Here is a 13,693-nt window from a genome sequence, read left to right as displayed (position 1 = left end):
GACCCGCAGGTAGTCGTTGGCCTTGTCGCCGACGTCGGCGTGCGACTCGCTGGTGGCCTTGACGTAGGTGCCGATCCCACCGTTCCAGAACAGGTCGACCGGCGCCGACAGGATCGCGCGCATCAGCTCGTGGGGCGTCAGCGCGGTGACCGCCGCCGGGATGCCGAGCGCCTCCTTCGCTTCCGGCGAGATCGGGATCGACTTCGCCGTCCGCGGGTGGACGCCGCCGCCGGCGGAGATCAGCGACGGGTCGTAGTCGTCCCACGAGGACCGGGGCAGCGCGAAGAGCCGGGCCCGCTCCTGGAACGACGCCGCGGCGTCGGGGTCCGGATCGATGAAGATGTGCCGGTGGTCGAAGGCCGCGATCAACCGGATGTGCGGCGACAGCAGCATGCCGTTGCCGAACACGTCGCCGGACATGTCGCCGATCCCGACCACGGTGAACCCGGTCTGCTGGGTGTCGACGCCCAGCTCGCGGAAGTGCCGCTTGACCGACTCCCAGGCACCTCTCGCGGTGATGCCCATCTTCTTGTGGTCGTACCCGGCCGAGCCGCCGGAGGCGAACGCGTCGCCGAGCCAGAACCCGTACCTGACGGAGATCTCGTTGGCGAGGTCGGAGAACGCCGCGGTGCCCTTGTCCGCGGCGACCACCAGATACGGGTCGTCCGGGTCGTGGCGGATCACGTCGGGCGGCGCGAGCGCAGGCCGCCCCGGGCGACCGCGCCGAAGCGCAGGTGCACGCCCTCGAACCGGGGCGAGTACACGAAGATCTCGAACTTCGGCCGCGGCGCCGGCAGCTCGGGGATCGACTGCGGGTCGAGCTTGAACGCCGTGTAGGACTTGGCGTGGCCCTGCTCGCCGCGCTGGAAGAACGACGTGCGCAGGGTGGCCTGGATGGCATGCAGGAAGGAGCGCAGGATGCGGTCCTGGTCGAGGCTGGTCACCTCGTCGAGGGCCTCGTTGATCGCCGCGACCATCTCCTTCGACCATTCCGACCGCGCCGTCGCCGACAGGTGCAGCCGCAGGTCGAACCGGGCCGTGAACAGGTCCACCAGCTTCGAGGCGATCGCCGGGTACTGCAGCAGCGTGGTCTCCATGTAGTCCTGCGAGAACACCGTGCCGGCCTGGCGCAGGTACTTCGCGTAGGCGCGCAGGACGACCGCCTCGCGCCAGGTGATGCCGGCCTTCAGCGCCAGGGCGTTGAACCCGTCGACCTCGGCCTCGCCGTGCCAGATGGCGAAGAACGCGTTCTCCAGGTCGGGGCGCAGCTCGGTGATCGTCCGCGCGTCGGGCGGCAGCTGCAGCCCGAAGTCGTAGAGGTAGATGATGCCGTCGTCGCGGGTGACCTCGTACGGCCGCTCGTCGGTGACCCGCACGCCGAGGGAGTGCAGCACCGGCAGCACCGCGGAGAGGATGATCGGCGTGCCGAAGCGCAGCACCTTGAACCGGATGTCGCTCTCGGCCCGTCGGCGCCGGTAGACGTGCATGACGAGCTGCCCCGGCTCGTCGAGCAGCTCCAGCTGCGCGACGTCCTGCACCGCCTCGTGCGGCGTGTGCTCGTTCTTGTACGTGTCGGACAGCGCGCCGGCGTACCGCTGGAAGAGCAGCTTGGCCCGGTCCTCGTCCTCCCGGGTGGTGTAGTCCACGCCGATGCCGTTGAGCTCGGCGAGCAGGATCTGCTGGATGCGCAGCCGGTTGGCGGTGGTGAACCGGTCCCGCGGCAGGTAGACCAGGCACGAGATGAACCGGCCGTAAGCGTCGCGGCGCAGGAACAGCCGCAGCTGCCGCCGCCCCGCCAGCCGCAGCACGCCCATGACGGCCTGGTGCAGCTCGTCGGTGGTGATCTGGAACAGCTCGTCGCGCGGATAGGTCTCCAGAATCTCCATCAGCTGCTTGCCGGAGTGGCTGCGCGGGGACAGACCCGAGCGCTCCACCACCTCGGCGACCTTGCGCTTGACCACCGGCAGGTCCCGCACGCCGGTGCGGTAGGCCGCGGAGGAGAACAGGCCGAGGAACCGCTGCTCGCCCACCACGTCGCCGTTGGCGTCGAACCGCTTGAACCCGATGTAGTCCAGGTAGGCGGAGCGGTGCACGGTCGCCCTGGAGTTGGCCTTCGTGATGATGAGCAGCCGCCGCTCCATGGCCCTGGCGTGCGCCTCGGCGGTCATCGAGCTCAGCACCCGCGGCCGCGGCCGGCCGCCCCGCAGGATGCCCAGGCCAGAGCCGGACACCGCCTGCAGCAGCTCCTCCCCGGTGCCGTCCGTGACCAGTCGGTACTCCCGGTAGCCGAGGAACGTGAAGTGGTCGTCCACCAGCCAGCGCAGCAGCTCGACGGCGTCGGTGAGGTCCGTGTCCGGCACCGGCAACTGGGCGCCGCCCAGCTCGTCGGCGAGCGCGAGCGCCTGGGTGCGCATCCTGGGCCAGTCCCGCACCGCCGCACGCACGTCGTCGAGCACCCGGGTCAGGTCGTCGCACAGCCGCTCCAGGTCGGCCTCGGCACGGATCCGGTCGACCTCGATGCGGATCCAGCTCTCGACGACGTCACCCGGTGCCGCGTCCTCCGGTTCGACCCCGACCCGGACCTCCTCCAGGTCGCCGGACGGCCGGCGGCGCACCACCACGAGCGGGTGGACCAGCAGGTTCAGGTCGATGTCGCGCGACGACAGCGCGCTGGTGACCGAGTCGACGAGGAACGGCATGTCGTCGGTGACGATCTCCAGCGACGTGCCGCCGGCGACGCTCGTGCCGGGGCGCAGCTTCAGCTCGCCGGGTACCCGTTGCCGGGCCAGCTCCAGGTGCGACCGGGTGGCCTCGACCAGCTGGGCCACCTGGCAACCGGCGAGCTCCTCGTCGGGCACGAGGCGCCAGTACCGCGCGACCAGCCCGGGGTCGGCGTCCTGGGCCGCCGCCACCGCGACAGCCTCCGCGACCAGGTGTTCCGCATCGGGCACGTACTGCTCCAGCTCGTCGTCCTCGACCGTGTTCGACGGCTCTCCCGAAGGAGGACAAGATGGTCATTTCTTGTAGTGTCGCTCGGCCCACCCGGACCTGCCATGATCGCCGTCGCCGGTTGCCGTCGGGGGGCGGCCGAGCGAGAGTTGAATCTGGGCCCTGATGTCGGCGGGGGTGGACGTGGTGGAGTTCGCCGTCTTCGTGATCGCTCTCCTGGCGGTGGCGATCCTTTCGTCCGGCAGCGCATGGATCGCCAGGCGCCTGAGCCGTGACCCGCTCGAGCTCCCGCGCGGCGAGCGGGCCGAAGCCGTGCTCTGCGGCCGGCTGCTCGCCGGCCGTCTGCCGGCCGAACAGTACCGGCGCGACATGGCCGTCCTCGCCGAGCGGGAAGCACACCGCCACGCGCCGCTCACCTCACCCGACCCGTGACGGCCCGCCACCGCGGCCCTTACCGCAGTTCGGCGGCGTCCGGCTCGTTGGCGTGCCCGCGCTCCTTCCGGGAGGCGCGCCGGAAGGCCCAGGTGGGGGCCGCCGCGTAGTGCTCCCACCGCACGAGCATGAGCGCGACCATCGCCGCCAGCATCAGCGCGTGCCCGGCGGCGAAGAGCGCGTTGCCCGACAGCAGGGGCAGCAGCACGACGAACGGCGCCACCATGACCAGGGCCATCTCGCCGATCATGCGCGGGCCGTGGCCGCGGACCGCCATCCACGCCGCCATGCCGGCGGCCATGTCCAGCGCCATCGTCAGCGTCATCACCACCGGCCGGTCGTGTGTCAGCCAGTCCCACGCGGGGGCCAGCAGGAGCATCCCGGCGAACATGGCGACGAGCATCTCGGCCAGGTGCCGCAGCCAGTTGCGCAGCCGCGGCCGCCGGGCCAGTCCCGCGCGGGCCAGCACGTACAGGGTGGCGCCGGCCGCCGTCGCCAGCGCCAGCAGCAGCGCGGGCACCCACGGGAACCCGGGGCCGGTCAGCTCGCCGGGGGAGTACTCGAGGGTCTTGGCGACCCACCGGGCGGTCGGCACGTCGGTGGTGGCGGCCAGGTCGCGCAGGGTGCCGTCGAACGGGAACCCGGCGCGGGCGTGGACGTACACCGGCCGCCACGCCGGGTCGGCGCGGTGGGTGACGGCGGCGTCGTGGCCGGGGACGAGCAGCCGGTCGTAGCCGGTCGGCACCGCGGTCCGGGGTACGAACGTGAGGCCGTGCCGGGAGCGGACCGGTTGCCCGTCGACGGTGACGGCGGTGAGCCGGGCGATGTACGCCAGCTGCGTGTAGGTCCGGAACACCGACGCCAGCTCGATCTCGCCGACGCCCGGGGTCAGCAGCACCCCGGCGTGCACCGGCGGGCGGAACCCGGCGTTGAGCAGCGCGACGGTGTCGGCGGGGGCGGGATGGGCGGCGGCGATGTCCGCGGCGCCACCCGGACGGTAGGTGCGCCAGCCGACCGCGGACGCGGCCAGCCGGGCGGCGTCGGTGCCGTGCTCGCGTTCCAGGATGCGCAGCGCACCGTCCACCCCGGACAGCACGGCGGCGGTCGTGATGATCCGGCCGTCGTCGACGTAGCGGACGCCGCGCTGCCAGCGCACCTTCGGGTACTGCCGTTCGAAGCCGTACAGGCCGAGCCAGCTGCTCGTGGCGGGCCGGCCGGTGAGCAGGCCGGTACGGGCGAGCAGCCCGGCGCCGGCGCACACGCTCAGGATCCGGGCGCCACCGGCGTACCGTTCCCGCAGCCAGTCCACAGTGGACTGCAGCCGCGGCGACGACGCCTCCTGCACCTCCGGCACCACGATCCAGTCGGCGGGCCCCAGGTCGGCGAACGTGCGGTCCGGCACCAGCTCCAGGCCACCGGTGAGCGGGATCGGGGTGCGCCGCTCGGCGACGGTCACCACCCGGTAGTGCCCGGAGACGGCGAGGGTCTCGTACGGGGCGAGGACGTCGGCCGCGTTCGCGCCGGCCGGTCCCAGCAGCACCGCGACGGTGGGCCGGTCGTCGGCGCCGGCGGTGGACGGCGGCGGCAGGGGCAGCGAGCGGGGCGGCGGGTAGACGGCGTCGACGGCGCCGGACGCGTGGAAGGCGCCCGCGGCGGCCGCGGCGGCCAGCCCGGCGAGCGCGACGGCGAGGACACGGCGGAAGGTCATGCCGCCGATGGTGTCCGCCGGGCGGGTCACGGCGCCCGTGCCGAACGTCATGACCGGGGTCACGGGCCGGCCGTGACCTGATTGACTTCACCCGCCGGGCGCCTGCATGGTGCAGACGTGCAACGGTTCCTGTGGATGCTCGCCGTCGGCGCGTACGCCGTCCTCGTGCTGGAGGCCGTCGCCGGCGCGAATCCGTGGCCGGCGATCGTCACCGGCGCCGCGTACACCGCGCTCGTCGTGCTCGGCTCGTGGCTGCTGCCGGGTCGCGCGCCGTGGTGGCTCGCCGGTTACATCCTGCTGCAGATCGGCCTCGGGCTCGTCATGTTCGGCGCGGCACACGCAGCGTGGGGCGGCACGCTGCTGCTCATCGTGCTCGTCGTCCAGGCCGCGCAGCTGCTGCCGCTGCGCGCGGCGGTCGTGGTCGCGCTCGCCGTGCCGCTCGGGCACGTCGGCATGGACCTCGGCGAGGGCGTACGGGAGATGGCCGGGATGCTCGTCGCGTCGCTGATGGCGCTGGTCGTGACCCGGCTGCTGCGCCGCGAGCAGCAGACCCGCCAGGCGCTGGCCCTGGCCAACGCGCAGCTGGCGGAGCTGGCCACCACCCAGGAACGCAACCGGGTCGCCCGGGACATCCACGACGGGCTCGGCCACTACCTGACGACGGTGCAGATGCAGATCCGGGCCGGGCGGGCGCTGCTCGGCCGGGACCCCGACCGCGCCGACGAGATCCTCGCCCAGGCCGAGGAGCAGGCCCGGGAGGCGCTGTCGGAGGTGCGGCGGTCGGTGTCGGCGCTGCGGGCGCCCCGGGTGCCGCTCAGCGAGCGGCTGGAGCGGCTGGCCCGGGAGGCGTCGCAGTCCGGGCCGCCGACGAGCGTCGAGGTCCGCGGGGCGTCCCGCGGGCTGGCACCGGACGTGGAGGAGGCACTGTACCGGGCCGCGCAGGAGGGCCTCACCAACGTCCGCCGGCACGCCCGCGCGGCACACGCCCACGTCCTGCTGGACTACCGCCCCGCCGAGGTCCGGGTGGTCGTCGGCGACGACGGCTGCGGACAACCACCGGACGGCACCGGAGGATCCGGCGGGTACGGCCTCACCGGCCTGCGGGAGCGGGTCACCGGGCTGGGCGGCGCGGTGGCGCTGGACTCCGTGCCGGGCAAGGGCTCCACGCTCACCGTGACGGCCCCCGCGTGATCCGGGTGCTGCTCGCCGACGACCAGCGGCTGTTCCGGGAGGCGCTCGCGCTGCTGCTGTCGGTACAGGCGGAGATCGACGTCGTCGGCGAGGCCGCGGACGGCGCGCAGGCGGTGGAGCTGGCCGCCCGCACCTCGCCGGACGTGGTGCTGATGGACCTGCGGATGCCGGTGATGGACGGCGTGACCGCGACCCGGCGCCTGCGCGCCGCGCACCCGGCCGTCCAGGTGATCGCCCTGACCACCTTCGACGACGACGCCGACGTGTTCCCCGCCATCCAGGCCGGCGCGATCGGCTACCTGCTCAAGGACGCCTCCTCGCAGCGGCTGATGGAGGCGATCCGTGCCGCCGTGCGCGGCGAGTCGGTCCTCGAGCCGGGCGTGGCCGCCAAGCTGGTGTCCCGAGTGGCGCAGCTGCCACCGCCGGTCCCGGCCCCGCTCGTCGCGCCGTTGTCGGGCCGGGAGCTGGACGTGGTGCGGCTGCTGGCGGGCGGGCGCAGCAACCGGGAGATCGCGTCCGCGCTGTTCCTCGCCGAGGGGACCGTGAAGAACCACGTGACCAGCGCGCTGGCGAAGCTCGGCGCGCGGGACCGGACCCAGGCCGCGCTGCGCGCCAGGGAGCTCGGCCTGCTCTGACCCAGCGCCATTGGCTCGGCCTGCGCTGACCCGGCGCTTGGCAGCTCCGCCTGCGCTGAGCCAGCAGCGCGGCCGCGACCGGGGTCACTCGCCGGCGCGGAGCACCTCGCCGAGCTGCCGGCGGCGGCGCAGCGCCGCCTCGACCGGCACCACGACGGCGACCGCCGCCAGCAGCACCCCGCCCAGCAGCGCGAGCCACCCCCATGGCAGCGCCACGGCGGGGTCGACGGTCTGGCGGGTGAGCAGCCGCAGCTGGAGGGGGCCGAGCGTGAGCCGGGCCAGCAGCGCGCCGAGCAGCGGGCCGCCCACCGCCGCGAGCAGCACCGCGGGCAGCAGCTCACCGGCGGCGATCCAGCGGGCGTCGCGCGGCCGCAGGCCGAGGGTGCGCAGGCGGGTGATGGTCTGCCAGCGTTGCGGTGCGCCGGCGGCGGCGCCGAGGGCGAGCCCGAGCAGGCCCAGCACGAGCAGGGTCGCGGCGGCGGTACGGGCCAGCCGCAGCAGCCCCGCGGTCAGCGGCGCGGCCCGGCGCGCGCGCTCCACGTCGGCGCGGAGCACGACGTTCGCGCCGCCGTCACCCGCGGCGGCGACGGCGGCGGCGGTGCCCGGGCCGGTCACCCAGACGGTGTTGGGCACGGTCGGCAGGCCGGCGGCGGCGAGGCCGGCGCGGTCCACGACGACGACGTCGGTGGCGTCGCCGATGGCGGGGGCGGCGCCGACGGCGGTGAGCCGGATCGCCGGGGCGCCGCCCGGCTGGGGCAGTTGCAGCCGCATGCCCGGCTGGAGGCTGCCGTCGCCGGAGAGCACCAGCGCGGGGACGTCCCCGGGGGCCGGGTCCGCGAGGCGGGCGAGCGCCGGCACGTCCGGCAGCGGGGTGGTGGCGAGCAGCCGCTGGAACGCGGCCGCGTCGACGACCACCAGGCGCGGGGCGGTGACCGCGGTGTCGGCGATGACCCGGGCCCGGTCGGTGACCTGGGCGACGACGACCTGGTCGATCCCGGGGGCGGCGGCGACGCGCGCGGCGAGGGCGGGCGTCGAGGTGGCCGCGGCCGCGGCGACGTCGAGGCGGGCGTCGGCGCCGACGGTGCGCCACGAGCCGTCGGTGAGGCCCTGACCGGCGGTGGCGTCGACGGTGAGGGCGAACGACGCGAGCGCGGTGGCGGTCACCAGCGCCAGCGGCGCGAGGACCCGGGTGGCGGTGGCGGCGGCCCGGGCTGCGCCGAACACGGCGAGGGGGCGGCGCGAGCGCAGCGCCCGGCGCAGCGCGAGGTGGGTGCCGGCGGGCAGCAGCCGCAGCAGCAGCAGCGCCGCGGCGAGCGCGCCGAGCGCCGGTGCGCTGGTCGGCAGGCCGGCGCCGCCGTCCGGTACGGCCGCCGTGCCGGCCGGGGTGATGCCCCGCTGGTGCAGCGCGACGAGCGCGCCGGCCGCGGCGACGAGCACCGCGACGTCGAGCGCGGCGCGGCGCAGTTGCCGGGTGCGGAGGGTCCAGCGGCGGGCGCTGCGGTTCGCCGGGGCACGCCGGTCGTTGGTGGCGCGGGCGGCGGCGAGCACACCCAGCGCCGGCGCGGCGGTGGCGGCGGCCGCGGCCAGCGGCAGCACCGACAGCACGGCGACGCCGGGGGCGACGGCGCGGGCGAGGAGCAGGCCGATCGCGGTGGCCGCCAGCGCCGCCGCGGCCGACTCGATGAACAGTTCCGCGCCGAGGTCGGGCAGGGCCGCCCCGCGGTGCCGGGCCGCGACCAGGGTCGGTCCGCGGCGGTGCACCAGCAGGCCGGCGGCGACCAGCAGCACCAGTACCGTCGCCGACACGATCCCGGTGAGCAGCACGGACGCCTGAGCGGCCGCGGCGTTGACCTGGGTGCGGGCGTCGCGCAGCACCGCGTCGAGCTGCGACTCCCAGCGCAGCGCCTCGTCGGGGCCGTTGGAGGCGCCGGAGGTGGCTTTGAGCTGCACGACGTTCGCGGCGAGCGTGGACGCGGTGGACCAGGTGAGGGCTTCCGGCTGTGGAGCGAACCGCACGGTGCGCTCCAGCTGGTCCTGCTCGAAGGCGAGGCGGGCGTCCGGCAGGGAGTCGCGGGACAGCAGCCCGCCGAGCCGGGTGGTGCCGACGCCGTCGGCGCCGGCCACCGGGCGCAGCACCGACGGGGCGAGCCGCCAGGCGGGGTCGGCGTCGTCGGCGGGCCGGAAGACGCCGCTCACCCGGACGTCCTTGACCTGGTTGTGCGAGTCCTTGAGCGGGACGGTGTCGCCGGGGGACAGGCCGAGCGCCGCCGCGTCCGTCTCGGACAGGCCGATCTGGACCGGCCAGGGCGGGCCGACGTACGGCGCCACCACGAGCCGGCCGGTGCCGGCGGCGGCCGCGGGGCCCGGCGCGGTCCCGGCGACCCAGGTGACGGCGGGGCCACCGCCGTCGGTGGCGAGGTAGGCCAGCTGGAAGGTGCGCAGGACACTGCCGTCGGTGACGCTGAGGACCGGGCTGGTCACGAAGGCGACCGGTGGTTGCAGCACGGCGTGCAGCCCGGCGCCGAGCTCGAACGATGCCCGGTCCCGGAAGTCGTCGACCTCGTCGGCGAGCAGCGGCGCGCGCAGCCGCCCACCGGTCGGCCCGTCGTCGCGTTCGAACCGGGCGTGCACGCGGACGTCGGCGTTGTCGCCGGCACGGCGGACGGTGTCACGGACGGCGTCGTCGGCGGTGGCGCGCACCAGCGGGGGCACCGCGCCGGCGAGGAGGGCGACCGCCGCGACGACGGCGGCGGCGAGCAGCAGCGGCCCGGCGTCGGCGCGGGCCCGGCCGCGGATGCTGGGCCAGTGCAGGGTCGGCGGGCGCAGCCACGGCCGGTTCACGACGCCACCCGCAGGTGGGCGGCGTCGGCCCGGCGGACCTGGACGGTGACGACGGCGGCGACCGCGACCGCGCAGCCGGCCAGCAGCAGGAGCAGCAGGGCCGTCTCGGCCGCCCACGGCCACAGCGGTTGCGCCGACGGCACCGGCGCGGCGCCGGTGTCGGAGCGCACCATCAGCGGCGCCACGAGCCGGGTGGCGAGCCCGCCGACCACGGCCCCGGCGACCAGCAGGGGCACCAGCACCGCGGCGTGCTGGCCGAGCAGGACCGTCCGGATGTCGCGCCGGGCCATGCCGATGCCGCGCAGCCGCGCCACCTCGAGCGCGCGGACCTGCAGATCGCAGGTCACGTGCAGGACGACACCGGCGAGCAGCAGCAGCGCGGCGGCCGGGACGAGCAGCCGCAGCGCGGCGGGCAGGCCGGCGCGCAGCGGGCCGGCGCTGAGGCGGGTGGTCTCCTCGGCGCGGGTGGTGACGGTGCCCAAGCGCAGCGCCGCGGCCCGGTCGGCGGCGCCGCCGGTGGGGTGGCCGACCCACCAGGCGTCGACCGGGAACGTGAGGTCGCCGGTGACGGCGATGGCGCGGGAGAGCAGGTCGAGGTCGGCGAGGAGCGCGGCCGTGCCGGGCGCGGACGGGATCGCCGGCAGCACCTCGGCGACGACGACCGGCACGGGGGTGGTGCCGACGGTGACGCTCAGCGGCATGCCTCGCTCCGCGCCGATCTCTTCGGCGAAGCGGGCGGACACGGCGACCGGGACGGGTCCGGGGTCCTCGAACGCGGTGGCGACGATGGTACGGGCGGCGTCCGGCGCGCCGTTGAGCTGGACGGTGCCGGTCAGGACCAGGTCCGCGCCGGTGACGGCGACCGCCGGGTTGGCCACCTGCCCGGGGACCGGCGGGGCGGACGTCGCGGTCCACGGCCCGGCGGGTGGGGTGCCGCCCGGCACGGAGACGGTGACGGCGACCTGGCTGATGCCGCCCGCGATCACCGACTCGGACATCTCGACCTTCAGCGACACCGCGACGAGCCGCAGCCCGCCGCCGGCCGAGCAGGGTGGCAGCCGGTGCGGGGCCGCGTCCAGCGGCACGGCGGGCGCGGCGCAGGGGGTACGCAGGCCGGTGCCGTCCTGCAGGAGCAGGCGGGGGGTCACCGCGAGCGCGCCGTCGCCGGTGGCGGTGCCGGAGACGGTGATCGCGGCGCCGGCCGGGACCGTGATGCCGGCGGCGGGGGCGGCCGGGGCGAGGGCCGCGCCGACGCCCGACCAGGTCCGGCTGCCGTCGAGCCGGCCGCGCAGCAGCGCGCCGGCGCGGGCGGCGTCCACGGCGACGAGCCGCGGCGGGTCACCGGCGCTGCCGAGCCACTGCCCGACCGCGACGCCACGGTCGACGGCGGGGCTGACCGTGCCGCCGGTGGCGTCGGCCACGGTGTCACCCTGCCCGGCGTCGGGCGGGGTGGTGAGGGTGAGCGCGAGGTCGGTGCCGACGGACACGTCGGCCTGGTCGTGCTGCGAACGGTGCCAGGTGGCGTCGAACGCGACACCGAACGTGCCGGCGGCGCAGGCCAGACCGATGAGCAGGCCGGCGGCGACGGCCTGCGGGCGGCGGGCGGCCTCGAACGCGGCCAGCGGCAGCACGAGCCCGCGGGCGCGGCGGGCCAGCCGGTCGGCGCCGTGCAACGCCGGCAGCACCAGCCGCAGCGCCACCGCGGCGCCGGCGGCGAGCAGCAGCGCCGGCGCGAGGACGCGCACGACGTCGGCGCGGGTGGTGGCCGCGTCCGGTTGCGCGGCCAGCTGCCACCAGCCGACCCCGGCGAACGCGACGAGCAGCAGGTCGGCGCCGGACCGGGCGAGCAGCTCGCGGCGCTGCCGGCGCTCGCCGGGCGCCGGCCCGGGCCGCACGGCGAGGACGATGAGCACCGCGGCCAGCGCGAACGCGCCGGCCACGACGGTGAGCACCTGGGCGCCGGTCACGACCGGGCGGGTGCCGAGCCCGGCACCGTCCAGCGGCGGTAGATGGGTGAGGGCGGCGTGCACGGCCGAGGACGCGGGGACGGCGAGGGCCGCGGCGAGCGCGGCGAGCGTCGCGGCCTCCACGGCGGCGGTGGCGGCGAGCTGGCGGGGGCTGGTGCCGAGGGCGACGAGGAGGGCGGTCTCGTCGGCGCGGACGCCGGCGGCGAGCCGGGCGGCGAGGGCCAGGGCGGTGGCGGCGAGGATGCCGCCGAGGACGGCGACGGCGAGCACGACGGCGGCCGTGACGCGGCGCTGGTCGTCCGCGGCGCGCAGGGTCGAGGGCAGGGCGGAGTAGACCCGTTCCAGCCCGACCCGGTCGCCGAGGGTACGGGCGAGGAGGCGGTCCGCGCCGTCGACCGCGCCGGCGGCGGCGTCCAGGTCGCGGCGGGTGGGACGGGACAGGTCCGGATGCGCGGTGACCTGCAGCCGGTCGATGGTGGCGCCGGTGGTGAGCAGGTCGGTGAGGTCGACGATGAGCGGGCCGTACACGTTGACGGGCTGGCCGAAGCGGCCGTCGAGGTAGCCGAGGGCGTAGCCGGTCGCGACGAGCGGGTCGCGGTCCCAGCCGGCGCCGGGCAGCGGACGGACGACGCCGACGACGGTGATGTCGAGCAGGGGGACGGCGGCGTGGGCCAGCTCGGCGCCCAGCCGCAGCCGGCTGCCGGGGGCGACGCCGAGCACCTGCGCGGTCTGCTCCAGCAGTACCGCCTCCACGGGCGTCTTCGCGGGCTGCGGCCAGCGCCCCGCGCTGAGCTGGGTGCGGGCCGGCAGGTCGTCCATGCCGGACAGGTACGTCTGGGGTGCGACGGTGGTGCCGGCGGCGGCGGTCGGGGGCAGGGCCCGCAGGATGCTCGACGCGCGGGTGTGCGTCGTCGTGGGGAAGGGGGCGAGGGCACCGGTGATGACGTCACGGGCACCGGCGGCCACAGCGCTGGCGTGCGGGGCTTCGACGGTGCCGGTGTACGCGGTGACGTCGACCTCGTCGGCGGTGGCGCGGGCGGCGGCGACCTCGTAGGCCCGCTCGGCGGTGCGGGTGGTGAGCAGGGCGCAGGTGCCGAGCAGGGTGGCGCCGACGGTGACGACGCCGAGCAGCGCGGCGAGCAGCGGCCATTGCGCGCCGGCGCGGCGGACGAGCAGGCGCAGCATCAGTCGAGCTGCCCGTCGTGGATGGTGATGACCCGGTCGGCGAGGGCCATCATCACCGGGTCGTGGGTGGAGACGAGCGCGGTGACACCTTCGGACTCCACGACGCCGCGGATCAGCGCCATCACCGCCAGGCCGGTCTCGGCGTCGAGCTGGCCGGTGGGTTCGTCGGCGATGAGCAGCCGGGGCGAGCCGGCCAGCGCCCGGGCGATCGCGACGCGCTGCTGCTGGCCGCCGGACAGTTCGGTGGGGCGCTGCTCGGCGTGGTCGGCGAGCCCGACGAGGCTGAGCAGCAGCTGGACGCGGCGTTCGCGCTCGGCGGGGGCGACGCGGGCCAGCCGCAGCGGGGCGCCGACGTTCTCCGCGGCGGACAGCACCGGGATCAGCCCGAAGGTCTGGAACACGTAGGAGACCTTCTCCCGGCGCAGCCGGGACAGCCCGTCCTCGTCGAGGGCCGTGACGTCGGTGCCGTCGATGTGCACGGTGCCGCTGTCCGGGCGGTCCAGCCCGCCGATGACGTTGAGCAGTGTCGTCTTGCCGGAGCCGGACCGGCCGACGAGGGCGACCATGGTGCCGGGGCGCACGTCGAACGAGACGCCTCTGAGCGCGTGGACCGCGGCCGGTCCGGCACCGAAGCGGCGGTGGATGTCGCGCACCGACAGCAGCGGCTCGGCGGTCGCGCCGGCGGCGGTCTCGGCGGTCGCGCCGGCGGCGGTCTCGGCGGCGGTGTCGGCGGCGGTCTCGGCGGCGGTCTCGGCGGCGGCGTCGGCGGCGTCGGCGGTCGGCTC

Annotated in this window: 7 protein-coding genes and 1 pseudogene; 3 read left to right on the top strand and 5 right to left on the bottom strand. The window is 76.3% G+C overall.

Annotated features, from left to right (window positions below; all coding sequences use genetic code 11):
• Positions 1–2,996: pseudogene (locus tag OP18_RS51715) on the bottom strand (NAD-glutamate dehydrogenase domain-containing protein); the annotation flags it as partial.
• Positions 2,997–3,135: 139 nt separating this feature from the next.
• Here OP18_RS51715 and OP18_RS46270 point away from each other — a divergent pair.
• Positions 3,136–3,381 (top strand): hypothetical protein, encoded by a 246-nt coding sequence (locus tag OP18_RS46270; protein ID WP_156090265.1) that lies wholly within the window; start codon positions 3,136–3,138, stop codon positions 3,379–3,381.
• A 19-nt stretch (positions 3,382–3,400) separates the two neighbouring features.
• Here OP18_RS46270 and OP18_RS54080 read toward each other — a convergent pair whose 3' ends face one another.
• On the bottom strand, positions 3,401–5,089 hold the full coding sequence (locus tag OP18_RS54080) for a DJ-1/PfpI family protein (RefSeq protein ID WP_162189921.1): 1,689 nt from the start codon (positions 5,087–5,089) through the stop codon (positions 3,401–3,403).
• A gap of 117 nt (positions 5,090–5,206) precedes the next feature.
• Here OP18_RS54080 and OP18_RS46260 point away from each other — a divergent pair, with 117 nt between their 5' ends.
• Both OP18_RS46260 and OP18_RS46255 read left to right on the top strand, forming a co-directional pair.
• Entirely contained in the window at positions 5,207–6,280 is a 1,074-nt protein-coding gene (locus OP18_RS46260) for a sensor histidine kinase (RefSeq protein WP_033366331.1), read from the top strand.
• A complete protein-coding gene (locus OP18_RS46255; protein WP_033366328.1) occupies positions 6,277–6,915 on the top strand; it encodes a response regulator in 639 nt (212 codons plus the stop codon). The genes OP18_RS46260 and OP18_RS46255 overlap by 4 nt, the downstream gene beginning before the upstream one ends.
• 84 nt (positions 6,916–6,999) lie before the next feature.
• Here OP18_RS46255 and OP18_RS46250 read toward each other — a convergent pair whose 3' ends face one another.
• From OP18_RS46250 to OP18_RS46240, 3 genes are read right to left on the bottom strand one after another with little or no spacing between them, the layout of a single operon-like run.
• Positions 7,000–9,756, bottom strand: a complete 2,757-nt coding sequence (locus OP18_RS46250) for an FtsX-like permease family protein (protein ID WP_081971707.1) — start codon at positions 9,754–9,756, stop codon at positions 7,000–7,002.
• Complete coding sequence (locus OP18_RS46245; RefSeq protein WP_033366325.1) at positions 9,753–12,908, bottom strand: FtsX-like permease family protein; 3,156 nt, start codon at positions 12,906–12,908, stop codon at positions 9,753–9,755. The genes OP18_RS46250 and OP18_RS46245 overlap by 4 nt, the downstream gene beginning before the upstream one ends.
• The gene (locus OP18_RS46240) at positions 12,908–13,570 is read right to left on the bottom strand and encodes an ABC transporter ATP-binding protein (RefSeq protein ID WP_033366387.1); all 663 of its coding nucleotides are present in this window, start codon (positions 13,568–13,570) and stop codon (positions 12,908–12,910) included. The genes OP18_RS46245 and OP18_RS46240 overlap by 1 nt, the downstream gene beginning before the upstream one ends.
• Positions 13,571–13,693: the final 123 nt, after the last annotated feature.

It is taken from the genome of Dactylosporangium aurantiacum (genome assembly GCF_000716715.1).
Taxonomy (GTDB): domain Bacteria; phylum Actinomycetota; class Actinomycetes; order Mycobacteriales; family Micromonosporaceae; genus Dactylosporangium; species Dactylosporangium aurantiacum.
The sequence above is the reverse complement of the archived record's forward strand: the minus strand, read 5'-3'. Positions and strand labels throughout refer to the sequence as shown.

Excerpts from the sequence above, each read along its gene's own strand:
- OP18_RS54080 (WP_162189921.1), bottom strand. The coding sequence starts at position 5,089 with ATGACCTTCCGCCGTGTCCTCGCCGTCGCGCTCGCCGGGCTGGCCGCC.
- OP18_RS46245 (WP_033366325.1), bottom strand. The coding sequence starts at position 12,908 with ATGCTGCGCCTGCTCGTCCGCCGCGCCGGCGCGCAATGGCCGCTGCTC.